Genomic DNA, 18,117 nt, shown 5'->3' with positions numbered 1-18,117 from the left:
TAGTATGTACAAAGGCACGATAATCAAAAAGTCTGCTGGACAAGATGAACCGCCTCTTATAGGTTTGCCGTACAAGAGTCACCAACATAATTAGTCATATAAGCAGGAACACGAAAATGGCAAAAAACGACACAGTAACCAACTCCGTACTATCCACCGGCGACTACAAGGTTGCAGATATCGCATTAGCGGATTATGGACGCAAAGAACTGACCATTGCAGAAAGTGAAATGCCTGCGCTAATGGCTATCAGAGCAAAATACAAAGACGAGCAGCCCTTGGCGGGTGCAAAAATATTGGGTTGTATTCACATGACAATCCAAACCGGTGTACTGATAGAAACACTGGTGGAACTTGGCGCAGAAGTGCGGTGGTCATCATGCAACATTTTTTCTACGCAAGATCATGCTGCTGCGGCGATGGTAGCCGCAGGCGTGCCTGTTTATGCCTGGAAGGGTGAAACCGAAGAAGAATATGAATGGTGCCTGGAACAAACTATTTTAAAAGACGGTCAGCCTTGGGAAGCGAATATGGTCCTGGACGACGGTGGCGATCTGACCGCTATGCTGCACGATAAGTACCCCCAAGTACTAGAGGCTGTTCATGGTATTACAGAAGAAACTACGACAGGCGTACACCGTCTGTATGAAATGCTGAAAGCGGGCGAGCTCAAAGTACCGGCTATCAATGTGAACGACTCAGTTACAAAGTCGAAGAATGACAATAAGTATGGATGTAGACACAGCCTAAGTGATGCAATTAAGCGCGCCACTGACCACTTGTTGATGGGTAAAAAAGCCCTTGTAATAGGGTACGGCGACGTGGGTAAAGGCTCAGCACAATCGCTGCGTCAGGAAGGGATGATCGTTAAGGTGACTGAAGTGGATCCTATCTGTGCGATGCAGGCTTGCATGGATGGATTTGAAGTCGTGTCGCCTTTCAAAAATGGCGTAAATACCGGCAAAATCGAAGATGTTGATGCAACTTTGTTACAAAACACTGATTTATTAGTTACCACAACAGGTAATTATGATGTCTGTAACAGTGCGATGCTGCAAGCTATCAAACCTGGTGCTGTGGTGTGTAATATCGGTCACTTTGACAACGAAATTGATACTGCTTATATGCGTAAAAACTGGCGCTGGGAGGAAATCAAAGCTCAGGTACATAAAGTCTATAGAAGCGAAGATGAAACAGACCATCTTATCCTATTGTCGGAAGGCCGCTTAGTAAACCTTGGCAATGCAACTGGCCACCCTTCGCGCATTATGGACGGTTCTTTTGCCAATCAGGTTCTGGCACAAATTCACTTATTTAAAGAGAAGTTTGCCGATCTGTCTGATGCGGACAAACAAACGGCCTTACGAGTGGAAGTATTGCCCAAACAACTTGATGAAGAAGTAGCTCGGTACATGGTTGAAGGTTTCGGTGGCGTTATCACCAAGCTCACTCAGCAACAGGCCGACTATATTCACGTATCTGTAGATGGTCCATTCAAGGCCGACGAATACAAGTATTAATTAATTTGGATACAGCATAATGAAAAAATTCTTTCTCGTTTTATTGCTAAGTCTGCCTATGCAGTTATGGGCAGAAACCCAAACCATTTCTGTGCAAGAGGTACATCAGGCACTGATAAGTGAACAGGGCATTAAAGGCACTCTGGTAGACGTTCGTACACCTGAGGAGTTTGCTGCAGGTCACATCCCTGGTGCGATCAATATTCCTCACAAAGACATTGAGGCGCATTTGGCCACCTTGAGCCCTTTGGAAAAAGAAGGGTTAATACTCTTTTGCCGAAGCGGCAAAAGAGCGGGCTATGCTATCGAAAAGTTAAAGGATGCGGGCATGTCTAACCTGACGCATATGGAAGGTGACATGAAGGCTTGGTTTGCCGCTGAATTGCCAATCGAAACGCCGTGACATCGTCACGGCGAAACTTGTACCTTCTTATTTTTTCAGGGTTACACGGGCAAATTTGCGTTTGCCCACCTGATAAACGTGTGTTCCTTCTTCATTCAACTTTAGCCGGGTGTCATCGACTTTTCCGCCGTCTATTTTCACTGCTCCCTGCTTAATCATGCGCATAGCGTCTGATGTTGAAGCCACTAGCTCGGCTTCTTTCAGTAAGCTTGCAATGCCAATACCTTCCTCATTGAACGAAATAGACACTTCAGGCATATCATCTGGAATAGCATTTTTCTGAAAGCGCTGCACAAAATCCTGATAAGCTGCTTCAGCTGCTTCCTCAGAGTGGAATCGCGCAATAATTTCCTTGGCTAGTTCAATTTTAACGTCTCTTGGATTAGCACCCGCCGCAACGCTGTCTTTGAGCTTTGCAATCTCTTCCAAGGGTTTAAAACTGAGCAGGTCATAGTATCGCCACATTAAGTCGTCAGAGATAGACATTATTTTGCCAAACATGTCATTGGGTGCATCTGTGATACCAATGTAATTGTTCAGCGATTTTGACATTTTTTGTACGCCGTCCAAGCCTTCTAATAGAGGCATCATCAAGATAGCCTGCTGGGCTTGCCCCTGACTTTTCTGGAGCTCTCTTCCCATCAGCAAATTAAACCGCTGATCCGTTCCTCCAAGCTCCACGTCGGCCTCTAGAGCAACAGAGTCCCACCCTTGAGCCAACGGATACAGGAACTCATGAATAGCGATAGGCTGCTCGTTAGCATAGCGCTTCTTAAAGTCATCACGTTCTAACATACGGGCAACTGTTTGGCTGGCCGCCAATTTAATCATGCCGCTTGCGCCCAGTTTCTCCATCCATTCAGAATTGAACCGTATCGCCGTCTTCTCTGGATCGAGAATTTTGAATACCTGCTCCTGATAGGTTTTTGCATTGCGCATTACATCGTCGCGAGTAAGCGGCTTGCGGGTAACATTTTTCCCGGTGGGGTCGCCTATCATACCGGTGAAATCACCGATGAGGAAAACAACATTGTGGCCTAATTGCTGAAAAGTTCTCAGCTTGTTAATTAGAACCGTGTGTCCTAAATGCAAATCAGGTGCAGTGGGATCAAACCCGGCTTTGATCGTAAGGGGTTTGCCTGTTTTAAGTTTCTCAACCAGCTCTTGTTCTGGAAGTATTTCATCAGTACCACGTTTTATTTCTGCTAACGCGGTCATCCAGTCGGTCATGGCATACTCGTTTATCGTTATTCAAAGTGGGTCGAGCATTTTATACGATATGCCTAAAAATGCTACGTAAAATGCCCTTTTGCGACTAGGTTTAACTTGAAATTGCACCGCTAAAACCAGTATTCTCAACAGGTCTTGTAAAAAGAGTGAGTTATGCGTCCAGTTAAGTTGTTTTCTTCCCTACCCAAGGCCCACCAGATTAGTATTACCATGGTGACGGGTTTTATGTGTTTTTTATTGTTACTCCCCAGCGATCCTGCCACAGCCAGCAGACACACAGAGTCAACGATTTTGGAAGTAGGGCAACGCTACCCACTGGCTTTATCTTATTCAGCTGTTGAAAACGTTGTCCCTGCTGCATTGCTCGAAGAGTCTTGGGAAAGTGTGACGGTTAAACGCGGAGACACACTCGCTAAGATTTTCCAACGTATTGGTTTTTCGCCCAGAGATACACACAGAGTAAGCCGCGCAGGAGAACCGGCAAAAACCCTGGTTACTTTGCTGCCCGGCGATGAACTTCGCTATCGCAGTAATGAAGAAGGCGGATTTGCCGCGCTTCAATACGCACTTTCAGCGACAAAAACACTGATTATTGAAGCCTCCGAGGACGGTGAGCTCACATCGCGCGTGGAAGAACAGCCAGTCGAAGTGCGTGCACATTTTGCACAAGGGGAAATTACCAGCAATTTTTGGAATGCAGCATCTAGAGCAGGTTTGTCAGATAATCAAATTATGCGTCTTGCAAGCATATTTGGCTGGGATATCGACTTTGCAATGGAAATTCGTGAAGGCGATACATTCAATGTGGTATTTGAAGAAAAATACTTAGACGGGGAATTCATTGGGCACGGTGATATTATCGCAGCCGAATTCGTTAATCAGGGAGAGCAGTTCCAGGCTATTCTTCATTCTGATGGTAATTATTACACGCCGGAAGGCAGAAGCATGCGTAAGAGCTTTTTGCGCGCGCCAATCAATTTCAAATACGTAAGTTCAAACTTTAACCCTAGGCGCTTTCACCCAGTGCTGAAGAGATGGAAAGCACACAGGGGCGTCGATTACGTTGCCAGAGTGGGCACCCCAGTTATGGCTGCCGGTGACGGAAAGGTCATTAAATCAAGCTACGACAAACTCAATGGCCACCATGTATTTATTCAGCACGGTGAAAAGTACACTACAAAGTACCTTCACTTTAAAAGTAGAGCCGTTAAAAAGGGTGAAATTGTTAAACAGGGCCAAACAATAGGCTATCTGGGTGCCACTGGCAGAGTCACAGGTGCGCATCTGCATTATGAATTCTTGGTTGATGGCGTGCACCGCAACCCAAGAACGGTGTCACTCCCCAAGGCTATGCCGATAGCCAACGAAGAAAGAGAAAGTTTTGAAGCGATTGCAGCGGCAAGCCTGAAGAAACTCAATGCATCTAAGCGCATCATGATTGCTATGAATCAAAAGCTAAACGACCGCGCAAACATCAGTGAATAATCATTAATGGCGCGTAAACTCGATACTGCTGACTTAGCTATTCTTGCCGCTCTTTACAGCGATCCGCAAACGTCAAATAAAGCGATTGCCGAAGCCGTGGGTATTGCTCCTTCTTCTTGTTTAGAAAGAACGCGAAGGCTGAAGGTGGATGGGGTAATAAAAGGCTTTTACGCACAGCTAAATCTCACCCCCTTGGGTGGGCATATTCAGGCAATGGTTGCAGTTCGGCTAGCGTCGCATGACAGAAATACGTTCAAAGATTTTCAGAGTGCATTACTGAATTCAGCAGAAGTCCTGCAGCTATTTCATACTGGCGGTGAAAATGATGTGCTCTTACATGTTACTGTCAGTGATGCACCACATCTCAGAGATTTCGTGTTTGATCAGATCACCTCGCGCAACGACGTTACTCACGTTGAAACCTCACTGATATACGATCATAAGATAAGTAACCAGCTCCCGCATTTTGAAAACAGCTAATTCTGTCAGGCATATCACCTCCACTTCAAAGGACTGGCAGGATGGATTCATCATAAATACACAAGTTGTTCATCAGAAAGGACAAGAGCGCGTTAGACTCTGGATCACTGGTCAGCAGGGCACTATCAGTCTGGATTCTCCCCCTCAGTCTGCCATCGCGTTTATCGAACGTGAGAACCTGCTAGAAGCCATGACACTGTCTAACGACTCACATGATATCCAGTTCATAGATTCACATTTACATACGTTTAAAAACAAACCTGTTGCAGTGCTCAAAGCCAACACACAGAAGCAGTTGAGGTCTTTTGAGGTGATATGTCGCGACGCTGGTATTGAAATCTTCGAAGCAGATATAAAGCCCGCCGACCGTTATATCATGGAGCGCTTTGTTTACGGCAGTGTGCAATATCGCAGCTTACCAGAGCTAAAAATTCGCCCTGGTACATACCGTCCATCGCTGCGATACATTGTTGTCGATATAGAGTGTGATGAAAACGGACAACTCTACTCCATTGGTTGTGATGATGGAAAAAATGGTTGGGTCTGGATGCGTGATGATGCGCCAGAGACGTTTAAAAGCAACGAGTTTACCTACCTGAACGTCGCCAGTGAATTGCACCTGCTGAAGGCGTGGGTAGACTTTATCCGTCAGTATGACCCTGATGTAATAACCGGTTGGAATGTTAAGCAATTTGACTGTAGAGTCCTGACTGAGCGTGCAAGTCTATGCGGTATTTCACTGAATATAGGCAGAGATGGGCAGGCGATGACGGTCAGGAAAACGACCAATGAGCAATACTGGGTTGAAGTGCCAGGTCGTGCCGTTGTTGACGGCATAGAGTCGTTAAAAACGATGACGTTTCATTTTTCGAGCTTCACGCTAAATTATGTTGCTGAGCAACTACTTGGAGAGCAAAAACTCATACATGATGATGATCAGCTAGGTCGCATCAAACATCTTTTTATACATGATAAGCCCACACTGGCGCGCTATAACTGGATGGACTGCCGTCTTGTTGCCAGAATCATTGAAAAAACCAACCTAATAAACTTTTTGGTGTTACGTAGTTGCTTGACTGGCTTGCCACTCTCACGGCCGGGAGGTTCTGTTGCAGCCTTTATCAATAATTACCTCCCACACGTTCACCGCGCTGGCTATGTATCCCCTAATAGACCACATGATGGCGGATTGGCAAGTCCTGGCGGGTACGTTATGACTTCCTCACCTGGAATGTATGAGCATATTTTGGTACTGGATTTTAAAAGCCTCTACCCTTCTATTATCCGCACCTTTTTGATTGACCCTGTCGGCTTGGTGGAGGGTTTAAAATGCCCGGAAGATAGCATACCTGGTTTCAAAGACGCGTTTTTCTCGAGGGATAAGCATTTTCTCCCAGACATCATTGATCAGTTGTGGCAACAACGTGATGAAGCCAAAAAAGACGGTGACGAAGCCAGATCAAGGGCTATCAAAATCATTATGAACTCCTTCTACGGCGTGTTGGGCTCGGGCGGCTGCCCGTTTTACGATACTCGCCTCGCCAGCTCAATCACACTGCGTGGCCATGAAATCATGCAGACCACTAAAGCTTGGATAGAAGAAATGGGCTACACCGTAATCTATGGCGATACTGACTCAACTTTTGTATGGATAAAAGGCTGTAATGACGCCATTGAAGTCAATAATATTGGTCGGCAAGTCGCCTCCCATATTAATGCGAAATGGAAGCATCATATTAACGCTGTATACAACACCGAATGCTTCTTAGAAATTGAATTTGAAACTCACTTCGCTCGATTTTTTATGCCTACTATCCGACACTCAGAACTGGGAAGTAAAAAGCGCTATGCAGGTATGACAGGGCCTTATCATGGCGAAAAGCTGATATTTAAAGGGCTTGAGAGTGTGCGTTCAGACTGGACACAACTTGCCAAAGAGTTTCAAACAACCCTGTACCAAAAGGTATTTAAACAAGAACCCGTCGAAGACTACATTAAGCATACAGTTAGTCAGGTATCTGAAGGTCTGTTAGATGCTAAGTTGATTTATCAAAAACGGTTAAGAAAACCCGTTGACGCTTACATTAAAACCCGACCACCACACGTAAAAGCTGCCATCATCGCCAATGATGAAGCTAAAAGTGCGGGTAAACCTATTCCCTACCCCAATAAAAGTTCAGTTCAGTACGTTATATCGACGAATGGACCGGTACCGGTTGGCACAAACGTTCCTCTCGACTACACACATTATATTGATAAGCAGCTTAAACCTATCGCAGACAGCATTCTGCCTCATCTTGGGTTGTCGTTTGATGCAATGACTGCAGCGCAATTGCGGTTGTTTGAGTAACGCTTCCTGCATCGTTTCTCTACGTTAACCATGTGGAGAAGCTTGCCTCGTCAATGGGTTTGCTGAAATAGTACCCTTGGAAAACCGAACACCCCATTGCTGATAATAGTTCGACTTGTTCAAGTGTTTCCGTTCCCTCAGCGACGTTGTCGAGTCCTAAAGTTTGGCTGATTGCAATAATCGCCCTGATGAGTTCCTTGCCCTTTTCATCATTGATGCGATCGACAAAAGATTTGTCAATTTTGAGCACATTTATTGGCAACTCGCTTAGATAAGACAATGACGAATAGCCGGTGCCAAAATCATCTAACGCCACGCCAATACCTTTTGCTCTAAGTTCGGCAAGTGTCTTGATTGCGCTCTTCTTGTCTCTAAGCAAGCCAGACTCGGTGAGTTCAAGCTCCACTGCCCCTTTGGGTATGTGAAAGCGTATCAGCTGCTCGAGTAATGTTGACAGAAAACTCTCATCATCAAACTGTGATGCCGTAACATTAATTGATATTGGCACAATGCGCTTGCCTTGTTCTTGCCATTGTTGAATATGGGTAAACACGGTTTGTATTACCCATAAACCAAGTGCATGTATGGCGCCGGTTTCTTCAGCGATAGGGATAAACTCAGCGGGAGAAATGAAACCACGCTCCTCGCTATGCCAACGCAGAAGTGCCTCCGCACCAAGCAAGCTTCCCTCTTTGTCGACCTTAGGCTGATAGAAAACCGATAATCCTTTGTTCTTCTCAACGGCTTCCACCAACGATTGCTCGATGTCCCGGGTATATTCAAAGTGTGCTAACAAAGAAGGATTAAACAACGCACTGCGACCGCGTCCTTCTTCCTTTGCCCTAGCTAAAGCATGCTCTGCAGCACCAATGACATCAAAGTGCGAGTGTAGCTGAGAGGGAAAGACAACAGCGCCCATACTGCAATCAAGGTGAATTCGTCGATGCCCCACGTAACACGTCCGCGTGATAATAGCTTGTATGGCGGTCCAGTGAACCTCCAACATAGAACTGATACCGTTTCGAACATTTGGCAGCACTACTGCAAATTCGTCTCCTCCGTTCCGCGAAACAAAGACGCCATCCGAGGCATAACTCGATAGCCGTTCACCTATAATCCGGATGATTTGATCACCAACATCATAACCATAACGCTGGTTTACCTCGCCAAAATGGTCGAGATCGAATTGCATTAACATCGAATCCTGTCCCGACTGACTTAATCGATTAATGTGCTGGAGTAATTTGGTTCGGTTAGGCAAACGCGTCAAATAGTCAGTATATGCCGTGGCCTTTAGTTCTTCTTGTAACTTCTCTCGTCTCAACTCAGCACTAATACGCGTAGCAAAAATATCGACTATGGTACGCAACATAGCTTCGTGATGAAGCGGTGTAGTAAATAACAACACCAATAAACCTATGGGTTGGTTATCAGCATCTACCACCGGGTAACCAATATACGACTCAATCTTTTCCTCTTTGAGCATGAGATCTGTGGGAAAAATGTCTGCTACGCCCTGCTGATACACACAGGCATCAATCGACAAGACATTTTCACAGGGTGTACCGCGCCGCTGATAACTGAAATTGCCAATGGGTAGGGCATTTTTTAGCGCAACTCTTGTTCTAATTTGGTCTATATTTGCAGTGTCTACTAATCCCAGAAGGGCAAAATCAGCGCGACTAAAATCAGCCAACAGTCGCATCGTTTCGAGGTAAAATTCTGATTCACCGGGTTCATTAGATATCTTGGCCAAGTCAGCGAACAACTCACGCATTGATTTACTGGCTTGTAAGGCTTCATCTAACTCCTGTGATTTTTGCTTAAACCCATATACGATTGAAAACAAAACCCCCAATGACAAAAATGTCGGGGGAACGCCGCCCATATAAACCCAAAACGAACGGTTGCTGTCTAATTGATATCCAATGAATCCACTAGCAATTTGCATCAGTACAGTGACAACTAAAATCAAAGACATCCAGGAGTGTTTGCGTTGATAGAATCTGTAGGCGCAATAACATAAGAATAAGCAAATCACGCCATATATTAGGTGAAATAATGGAAACAGAGCGCCACTTTCTCCGACTAACAGATAGGCGCTGTCACCGAACATAGTTTGATAGGCAAAGGTTGATACGTTCTCGCCATAGCGCAACGGCATGTCTGACGCCGCATTAACAATGAGCATCACAACTGACACAACAATAAAACCAAGTGTGAATGTTTTGGTTTGCCTAAAGCCTGTCCAAGCGGCTACAGAGTAAAATAACAGCGGATAGCTAAATATCACGATAGCCATGTGATAACGACTTAAGGTAATTGCAGACACCACGTTTGATTCTGCTAGTAAGATCACAGACACTGCATGAAACAAAAATAACATCACGTTTAGTAGCGCCAGTGTTAACAAGTAAGGGCGCTTGTGTTGAATGCCTGAGATTAAAATAAGCACTGCACACATAGCATTAATTGTCATCAATGCTGTGTAGAACATTTCCATAGCAAGTCTTTCGTTACGCTTTCAGTCCTTTTGAATCTAGACCCTTACCTGAGGTGTTGTCCAGAGAATATGTTTACTTTCATCCTGCACACTAAACAGTAAGCCAGGCTCCGCCGATACACATTATGAACATCAACTAGTTCGTTATAGTGCTGCCGCCACAAGCTCTTCTGATGTTTCAGTAGCACTACTCATTCTTACTTTGTCGCCATCTTTAAGGCGTTCTGCGCCGCGAATAACTACAGGTCCATCGGCCAGCAACTTACCTTTAACTTCAATGCGTTCACCTAACCCAGCCCCCGTAGTAACGGGAATTTGCTGCGCTTTATTGTTCGCATCTACTTGGTAAATGTAGGTGCCAGATTTGCGCAAGACTAACGCGTCTCTTGGTACGGTATGTCCCTCATGCGCCGCACTATTTGGTAAACCGACTCTTACGGCGCCGCCAATGATAAAATCGTTGGGATCAAGTGTAATCCGAATTTCCATCATACGAGACCGCGCGTTGCCGACAGGTACAATTGAGCGAACCGTTTGCGTTACTTGCAGCCTAGAATCGGACACAGGAACTGCCATACCCTTATTAATAAAAGGGATTACGCTGAGCGGCGCCCGAACACTGGCTTCGACTTTTGTTGGGTCCACTACTCGGAGCAGCACTTGACCGACAGAAGTAAATTCGCCTGGCGATTGCAGTCGCTCCACTACCAATATATCAAAAGGGGCAGTAACCTGACTTTGCACGATTTGGTATTCTGTTAACTCAAGATTTGCACGGGCTTGCACCAGTTCCTGTCTGGCAATGGTTAGCTCAGCACGAATCTCATCCATCTGATCTTCAGACATATTCTGCTTCGCAGCCATACTGTCAAAACGGTCTACACGGGCAGACAATAAGTTTACTCTAGCTTGCCACTTTTCGATATTGGCCTGATCCTGATTACGTGTGATCTCAAGACGTTGACTGTCCAACTTAACCACAGGCTGTCCTGCTTGAATACGCTCCCCCACATTTGCCATCCAGGTTATCCGCCCAGATACTTCTGATGACAATTCGCTGTCGGTGACACTGAGCACAGTACCTGGCACCCAAATACGTGCTGTTATCATTTCTGCATTAACTGAATCAACCTCGACTAGTTGTGCGGGAGGTTCATTGTTGTCTTGAGCAATCGCCAGTCCAGGGACAAATAAATCAAGGGTGATCAGCAAAGGAATAATAATATTTCGCGTTAACATGGTGGCGTATCCTCTAAAATGATTCTTTGTTTGGGTGCTGTCTTGCCGTAAGCAGGCTTCCGCTAACTCGCGGTGTAGCCTGATCAGCCTCTTTGGTTCTCCCCCATTTCATTTGCAGCAAGGTGGGTAATAGCAACAAGGTAAAAATTGTACTTACCGACATGCCACCAACAATAACAGCGGCAAGACCTCGGTAAATAACACTGCCTGCGCCAGGCAGCAGTAGCAGGGGTAACATTCCAAAGATTGAGGTAAGTGTGCTCATGAATATGGGTCGTAGTCTTAACTCAATCGCCTGATGTACCGCTTGTGTTCGGTTTAGTCCTCGGCTTTCGCCTATACGCGTTTGATGCACAAGCAGTATGGCATTGTTTACAACGAGCCCGAGTAAGATGATAAACCCTATCATGGTAAGTAGGTCCATAGGCTGAAAGATGAACAAATTCATGATTTGAATTGACGCCACACCGCCGACAATCGCCAGAGGCAAAGCCAGAACAACCAGCACACTGTCTTTAAACGACTTAAACAGTCCGGCCATTAGCAACAACAAAAGTCCCATCGCAAAAATAAAGTTCTGGCTCATGGTCGAGATTGCGGCTTTTAGGCTGTCAGCACTTCCACCGTAGTTAATCGCACCATCACTTGGCATCACCTCTAACAGCCTAGGTTCAACCTCCTCCTGAATCAGTGCTATCGCTTCTTCAAGTGTCATGTCTTCTGGTGGATTAACGTTAAGTGTCAAGGTTCTCCTGCGATCTACCCTTTGGATACGTGATGGTCCGACCGATCTTTGTATCTCTACCAGCTCGCCCAGCTGTACCATCTCTCCACTGGGTGGCATGATGGGCAGTGAGCTGAGCTGCTCTGGGTCGTCCCAGGGCTGTGCTTTGAGAATGATATTCAGGCGTTTTACCCCGTCAAAATACTCCCCCACATATAAACCATTACCCATTGCACGAACGAGGTTGGCTGTTCGGTTACGGCTATAGCCAACCTCCATAATACGGGCATCGTTGGGATAAAACTGTAATTCAGGCTCCGCCTGTTCTAGCGGGGGATTAGCTCTAATATTGGCTCCGGGGAAGGTTTCTTCGAGCAGATCCTGCCCTATTCTTGCAGCGTTGACTAAACCTTCCTGATCCGTTGCCTGAAGGTGCACTGCAATTGATCTCCCATTACCAAAACCGCCAAACAAGTTGCCCTGCATAGCAAAAGTACGGGTATCTGGAAGATCTTTTAGTATCTCTTCTCTTACTAAACGCTCAAGTTCTCGTACTTTGCCCTGATCCTGTGCTCTTACGCCCAAAGTGCCGCCATTGGGCCAAGTGAGTATGTAATAATTTTTCAGCACTGGATGCTTTTCGCCATCCATATAAGGCTGCAATCTCTCCACAACCAGTGACATCACTTCTTTTTCAACAAACTCGTTACCTGCACCTGCCGGTAAATTAAACCATGCATCAACCGCGTCACGCTTCACAGGGGGTAAATAGTCCATTTTTGGCATTAGTAGGTAAGTACCAGCCAATGGTAGTCCCATTAACAACACCGTCATGGCAATTCTTCGTTTTTGCGTGCCTGAAAGAAACATTACCCGAGCCGCTATGCGTTTCCATAGCCATTGCAAATTGTCTGAAGGCAAATTGTTTGAGAGATAACGACTGGCTACGACGGGAAGAACGGTAACGGCAACAATTAAGGATATTGTTACCGCTATAGCAATAGTCAATGCCAAGTCCGCGAACAATTGTCCTTCAACGTCATTTAGGAACATTACAGGTACGAAAATCGCTACCGTCGTTGCCGTCGATGCCATTAGCGCCCCAATAACTTCCTTGGTTGCCTTATAGGCATTTTCTTTTTTGTCATTATTGGTTGCTTGGTATCGAACAATATTCTCTAGCACCACAATGGCAGCATCCAAGACCATTCCTACAGCAAATGCTAACCCGGCGAGAGAGATAATATTCAGTGAACGACCAGTGAGCTGCAAAACAACGAAGGTACTTAATAGTGAAATCGGAATCGCCAGTGCTACGATAACTGTGGCTCTAGCTTGGCGCATAAACAACCACAGTATTCCGATGGATAGCGCTACGCCTAAAAACAAATTATTTGTTACCAGGCTAACGGCCCTTTTAATAAACACAGACGCATCAAAGGACTGAACCATAGTTAACTGCTGATCGGCTAACACCCCATTATTCAGTTCTGAAACGCGCTCCTTTACTGCTGTTAGCGTGGCCAATACATTCGCGTTATTTTCTCTGTCTATTCTAATGGATAATGCAGGATTACCATTTTGTACATTAAAATCGGCACCCTCCGGCCGCTGTATTTTTATTTCAGCGATGTCCCTTAGATAAATTGGGCTACCTTCCCGCCATTCTAGGATCATGCTACCCATTTCTAGTGGCTCGTATTTCCCTTCAAAGCGCAAGGTATAACGGCGCCGCCCTACTTCGACAAAGCCCCCTGATACATCATTGGCAGTTCCCAACATAGCAGCAATATTTGTAATATCTATGCCTAGCTCTGCAGCTCTAAAGGGGTCAAATATAATTTGAAACTCCTCTTGACCACTTGCTCCATTTTGCACTTGTGCTCTAGCTACACCGGGAATAGATTCAATTCTAGGTCTAATTACATCATCAAAATAAGTAACATACTGATCGATGGCGGTTGGGTTTTCAGGTAACTGTTGTAAGAAGAAATAGGTAAGCGCAGGGGTATCACCTCCACCGCCACCCATCATTATGTTCGGCGATAACGCATCCCTCGGCAGTGGTGGGATGCGGTTCATTCTACTAATCACTTCTATCAGTGTTTTCTGCATATCCGTTTCCAAACCAAAACGGAGGTTTATCCACGCTCCGCCCTGATTCGCCCATGCTTGCATAGAATGTAGACCGGGTATGCCTTGCAAGACCTCTTCCTGAGGTTCCAGTATTTCGGATTCGATTTCTTGTGGAGAGGCGGCTCGCCAAGCTGTTTGAATGGATATAGTGGGACGCTCAATATCCGGAAATAATTGAACCGGTAATTTTAATAAACTAAAAATGCCTAGTATGGCAACGATGATTACAGCGATCCCTACACCAGATGCGTTTTTTATTGCTGTACGGGTAATGTCCATAGCCATACTCGATATGCTTTTATGTATGCCGATGACTATAGGTCGATTAATCTTTCAAAAAAGTTTATTTCCGCGGATTGCCGGTAATCTGCGATGAAAAGTAACCTTTTCTTTACATTGAGATAAACAGCATTTTACGAAGATTAATCACCCCTAATAACTGCCATTCATCTTACGATTGACGTTTTAAAAAAGAAGATATGTCAGAAAAAGTAAAAAAGCGGCCCGCGAGGGCCGCCTTTTGTAGCAGAGTGTTCACTCTGCAACCATGTTGAACTGGTTGTTGTCAGTTCTATTACAAACGCTCTTGAAGTTCAGCAGCGATTGGACTTGAATCTAGGCCTTGCTCAGCAATCCAAGCACTCNCGTAAGTCTTTGCAAGTACTGTAGTGATTGCTGCAGTTAGTGTAGTTTTACCGTGGTCAACGTGACCGATTGTACCAACGTTGACGTGCGGTTTCGTACGTTCAAACTTTTCTTTTGCCATTTCTCTATTCCTAGCAAAGTTACGTTAAATTGTGGTTTCTAAACATGAGGTGGGGAAGAATGGTGCTGATAGGCAGATTTGAACTGCCGACCTCACCCTTACCAAGGGTGCGCTCTACCAACTGAGCTATATCAGCATAGAATCTGGAGCGGGCAGCGGGAGTCGAACCCGCATCATCAGCTTGGAAGGCTGAGGTAATAGCCATTATACGATGCCCGCAAATCCCATTCTCTGGCCACGTCATAGAAAGTGGTGGAGGGGGCAGGATTCGAACCTGCGAAGGCTGAGCCGGCAGATTTACAGTCTGCTCCCGTTGACCGCTTGGGTACCCCTCCAGAGATTGATGGTGCCGGCTGCCGGAATCGAACTGGCGACCTACTGATTACAAGTCAGTTGCTCTACCAACTGAGCTAAGCCGGCACTGCATCAAGTGGGTGCGCATTCTAGATGAATGCTTTAGATGGTGCAATAGGCTTTTTTGAAAAAATTCACTTTTTTGGATTGTTTGATTACTTATCTCTCAATCCGGCTACTTTTTACTCAATTCACCTTGCTGGGCATAGCGGGCTAAACCCTGAAGCACCAAATTTTCGGCGCGGAGAATACCACTCCCTTTTACAGATGTCAGCACTTTATCGTCACCACCTGTCAAAAAAATGCAATATTGCTGAAATTTTCGGCGCAATACCATTTTTGCCATCTCTACCGCACCTAATGCCGCAGCAAAACAACCGTAGCCAACGCATTCTGGTGTAGACTGACCAAGTGCCAGTTGCTCGACCATGCGGTTGTCGGCAAACACGCGGGCGGTGTTCTGTGTAAGTGCATCCTGCATTAATTGCCGCCCCGGTATAATCCAGCCGCCCACATGCTTCCCTTCGTTGACGATGTCACACGTTATTGCAGTACCAAACATGAGGACCGCAAACGGCAAGTCAGTCTTTTCTGCTACAGCAAGCATAGCAAGCCATCGGTCTACCCCCATGGTGGAGACATCCTCGTAAGCATTTTTTAAGCCTAAGGCATTTGACTCAGTTTCGATGGTGTGAACGGTGATCTGTTTTTCGTTTAAATGTGTGATGACATCATGAAACGCAGCATCGCGTCTTACGCTGGCCAACCAAACCGCTCTACACGTTTGATGCTGAAGCCATTCATGAAATGCGCTGTTAGACGCTGTATTGAATATTATTGTTGCGGGGTTGGCGAGAGAGGAGACTTTGATGCGAGAATTACCCGCATCAATTAGCAAGATCTCGCTTTGCTTCACTCAGCAAATCCCCTAAGGCTAACTTCCCCACCATGGAATGATTCGACCCCTGAGTCGGTGGCAAGCAGCAAGGCACCGCTTTTGTCGACGCCATTGCCCGTTCCAACCACCTGCCGTTCTCCCATAGACAATGCAATGCGTTTACCCTGAAACACATCATAGGATTGCCACTCTTGTTGAAAGGCAGAAAAGCCTTTTGCTTCAAATTCTTGAAGTGTTTCCCACATGGTACTCACGATGACACCTGCAAATTTATTTCTGTCGGGCTCTTCGTTGAGGATCGAAGCAATGTCTATGACGGGCTGGTCAACATACAAATTCTGGTTTTCCAGATTAATGTTCAACCCAACGCCGATAATACATGCCGCAGAGCTACCCAACTGTCCTTCCAGCTCTACCAGCACCCCCCCTAGTTTTGACATGCCGCTGTAAATGTCGTTAGGCCACTTCACGCCTACATCAACAACCCCCAAGCGGTGTAATGCCCGGCATATTGCTACGCCTACCACCAATGATAAGCCAGTAAGACTCTGATGCCCTTGGTCGAATCGCCAGAACATAGAGAAGGTTAAACCACTCCCCACAGGCGCTACCCAGTCTCGCCCTCTACGACCTCGACCATGCGTTTGAATATCTGCCAGTAAAACTTCACCTTGCTGCCAGTCATGCGCACTTTTCATAGAAGCGTTTGTAGATTCCAAGCAGGTATGAATACGAATGGGCGCGAGTGTTGCTGACGTAAAAGCGGCTTCTATCTTGTCTTTATCCAACGGCGTAAAAGCATGGGCAAGCTTATACCCGCGACCTTTCACAGAAAAGATATCAGCTCCCCAGGATGCAAGCTTTCTAATGTCAGTCGCGATAGACGCCCGGCTTACTTCAAACTCAGAGGCAAGTTCTTCGCCTGAGACAAAATCACCAGGAGCTAATATTTTGATGATACGCTCTAAACGTTCTTGTTTTTTCATAAACAAATCAATCCTTGTTTGCCAATCAGTCGAGCTTCAGGCTCTAACTGTATGTTATAAACATTGAATACCTCAGTCATAATTGACTGTGAAAAGGAGATTAACTCTGCTCCCGTACCTTGGTTGGCATTAATGAGTACCAATGGTTGGTTAGGATGACACCGAATACCACCTGCACTTTTTTGCTTAAACCCCAAAGAGTCAATTAGCCAAGCCGCCGCTACTTTAACTCTATTCCCTTCAACGGGAAAGCCGACCATAGTCGGAAAATTGCTTTTAAGCGTTAACCAGTGTTCTTTATCTATAACAGGGTTCTTAAAAAAGCTGCCTGCATTTCCGACCACATTAGGGTCTGGAAGTTTCGTTCTTCTGATATTAACAACATGCTCATAGAGCGCCTGCGGTGTCTTTGGATTTAACTGGGCTATGTCTTTGTACGACACATTTAGGCTTGCGTCCTTGGGTAAATGAAAGACAACCTGAGTGACCAGCCACTCTGGCGCTCGCTTAAACACGCTGTCCCGGTAGGCGAACTCGCACTCAGAATGCGTAAATTCGCAATAGTCACCGGTAACCGTATTCACGGCTAAGACACGGTTAATGAATGTTTCTGCTTCAACGCCATAGGCTCCAATATTTTGGATAGGGGCAGCCCCCACAGAGCCCGGAATTAGCGCGAGATTCTCAAGGCCGTGCCACCCGTTGTGCATACAAGAGGTGACAAAATTATGCCAGTTTTCGCCCGCTTTAACCGAAATCTCATGGTGATGTTTTTTCTCTTTGTACTCGACCCCCTTCAATTGATTGATGGCAACAGTGCCGTCAAAGTCCTCAAGAAAAATTGTATTGCTACCTTCACCGATGAGGTATTTAGGCCCTTCCTGCGCGATATACTGGGCGACTTGCTCTTCTCTTTCTAGCAGATATAGCGCACGGCAACGCGCTGAAAGACCAAAGGTGTGATAAGAAGAAAGAGAAACCATAACGCCATCTAGCTAGAAAAATTAGCTCAGATGGTAGGGTATATAAGGTCGAATTAAAAG

The 18,117-nt window shown here is 45.8% G+C and carries 12 protein-coding genes, 4 tRNA genes and 1 pseudogene; 5 read left to right on the top strand and 12 right to left on the bottom strand.

The features are described 5' to 3' along the window. Positions 1 to 116 precede the first annotated feature (116 nt). Both ahcY and DRW07_RS00190 read left to right on the top strand, forming a co-directional pair. Entirely contained in the window at positions 117 to 1,520 is a 1,404-nt protein-coding gene (gene ahcY, locus DRW07_RS00195; RefSeq protein ID WP_124025871.1) for an adenosylhomocysteinase, read from the top strand. 19 nt (positions 1,521 to 1,539) lie between these two features. Next, the gene (locus tag DRW07_RS00190) at positions 1,540 to 1,923 is read left to right on the top strand and encodes a rhodanese-like domain-containing protein (RefSeq protein ID WP_124025870.1); all 384 of its coding nucleotides are present in this window, start codon (positions 1,540 to 1,542) and stop codon (positions 1,921 to 1,923) included. 27 nt (positions 1,924 to 1,950) lie between these two features. On the opposite strand, the gene tyrS is transcribed toward DRW07_RS00190, so the two are convergent. Then, positions 1,951 to 3,153, bottom strand: a complete 1,203-nt coding sequence (tyrS, locus tag DRW07_RS00185) for a tyrosine--tRNA ligase (protein WP_124025869.1) — start codon at positions 3,151 to 3,153, stop codon at positions 1,951 to 1,953. Between the two features lie 153 nt (positions 3,154 to 3,306). On the opposite strand from tyrS, the gene DRW07_RS00180 reads away from it, so the two are divergent. From DRW07_RS00180 to DRW07_RS00170, 3 genes are read left to right on the top strand one after another with little or no spacing between them, the layout of a single operon-like run. After that, complete coding sequence (locus tag DRW07_RS00180) at positions 3,307 to 4,638, top strand: OapA family protein (protein ID WP_124025868.1); 1,332 nt, start codon at positions 3,307 to 3,309, stop codon at positions 4,636 to 4,638. 6 nt (positions 4,639 to 4,644) lie between these two features. Next, positions 4,645 to 5,118, top strand: a complete 474-nt coding sequence (locus DRW07_RS00175) for an Lrp/AsnC family transcriptional regulator (RefSeq protein WP_124025867.1) — start codon at positions 4,645 to 4,647, stop codon at positions 5,116 to 5,118. Continuing rightward, complete coding sequence (locus DRW07_RS00170; protein ID WP_240630464.1) at positions 5,105 to 7,468, top strand: DNA polymerase II; 2,364 nt, start codon at positions 5,105 to 5,107, stop codon at positions 7,466 to 7,468. The genes DRW07_RS00175 and DRW07_RS00170 overlap by 14 nt, the downstream gene beginning before the upstream one ends. Positions 7,469 to 7,487: 19 nt before the next feature. On the opposite strand, the gene DRW07_RS00165 is transcribed toward DRW07_RS00170, so the two are convergent. The 11 genes and pseudogenes from DRW07_RS00165 to murB all read right to left on the bottom strand — a co-directional run bounded on the left by DRW07_RS00165 (position 7,488) and on the right by murB (position 18,057). Continuing rightward, positions 7,488 to 9,971 carry a GGDEF domain-containing protein gene (locus DRW07_RS00165; protein WP_124025866.1) on the bottom strand — a complete coding sequence of 828 codons (2,484 nt, stop codon included), beginning with the start codon at positions 9,969 to 9,971 and terminating at the stop codon, positions 7,488 to 7,490. A gap of 144 nt (positions 9,972 to 10,115) precedes the next feature. Further along, a complete protein-coding gene (locus DRW07_RS00160; RefSeq protein WP_124025865.1) occupies positions 10,116 to 11,210 on the bottom strand; it encodes an efflux RND transporter periplasmic adaptor subunit in 1,095 nt (364 codons plus the stop codon). Between the two features lie 13 nt (positions 11,211 to 11,223). Then, positions 11,224 to 14,349 carry an efflux RND transporter permease subunit gene (locus tag DRW07_RS00155; protein WP_124026802.1) on the bottom strand — a complete coding sequence of 1,042 codons (3,126 nt, stop codon included), beginning with the start codon at positions 14,347 to 14,349 and terminating at the stop codon, positions 11,224 to 11,226. A gap of 325 nt (positions 14,350 to 14,674) precedes the next feature. Continuing rightward, positions 14,675 to 14,836 (bottom strand): annotated as a pseudogene (locus DRW07_RS00150) (GTP-binding protein); the annotation flags it as partial. Between the two features lie 60 nt (positions 14,837 to 14,896). Continuing rightward, positions 14,897 to 14,972, bottom strand: a tRNA-Thr gene (locus DRW07_RS00145). Between the two features lie 8 nt (positions 14,973 to 14,980). After that, positions 14,981 to 15,055 (bottom strand) — tRNA-Gly (locus DRW07_RS00140). A 31-nt stretch (positions 15,056 to 15,086) separates the two neighbouring features. Further along, positions 15,087 to 15,171 (bottom strand) — tRNA-Tyr (locus DRW07_RS00135). Between the two features lie 9 nt (positions 15,172 to 15,180). Continuing rightward, positions 15,181 to 15,256 (bottom strand) — tRNA-Thr (locus tag DRW07_RS00130). Positions 15,257 to 15,365: 109 nt separating this feature from the next. Then, positions 15,366 to 16,106: a type III pantothenate kinase gene (locus tag DRW07_RS00125; RefSeq protein ID WP_124025863.1), complete on the bottom strand. Its 741-nt coding sequence runs from the start codon at positions 16,104 to 16,106 to the stop codon at positions 15,366 to 15,368. Next, positions 16,103 to 17,074, bottom strand: coding sequence for a bifunctional biotin--[acetyl-CoA-carboxylase] ligase/biotin operon repressor BirA (gene birA / locus DRW07_RS00120; protein ID WP_124025862.1), 972 nt, complete (start codon positions 17,072 to 17,074; stop codon positions 16,103 to 16,105). Before birA ends, DRW07_RS00125 begins: the two co-directional genes overlap by 4 nt. Further along, entirely contained in the window at positions 17,071 to 18,057 is a 987-nt protein-coding gene (gene murB / locus DRW07_RS00115) for a UDP-N-acetylmuramate dehydrogenase (protein ID WP_124025861.1), read from the bottom strand. Before murB ends, birA begins: the two co-directional genes overlap by 4 nt. Positions 18,058 to 18,117 lie beyond the last annotated feature (60 nt).

The sequence above is a fragment of the Paralteromonas sediminis genome, from assembly GCF_003820355.1.
In the GTDB taxonomy this organism is placed as follows: domain Bacteria; phylum Pseudomonadota; class Gammaproteobacteria; order Enterobacterales; family Alteromonadaceae; genus Alteromonas_F; species Alteromonas_F sediminis.
This window is presented reverse-complemented; position numbering and strand designations above follow the sequence as displayed.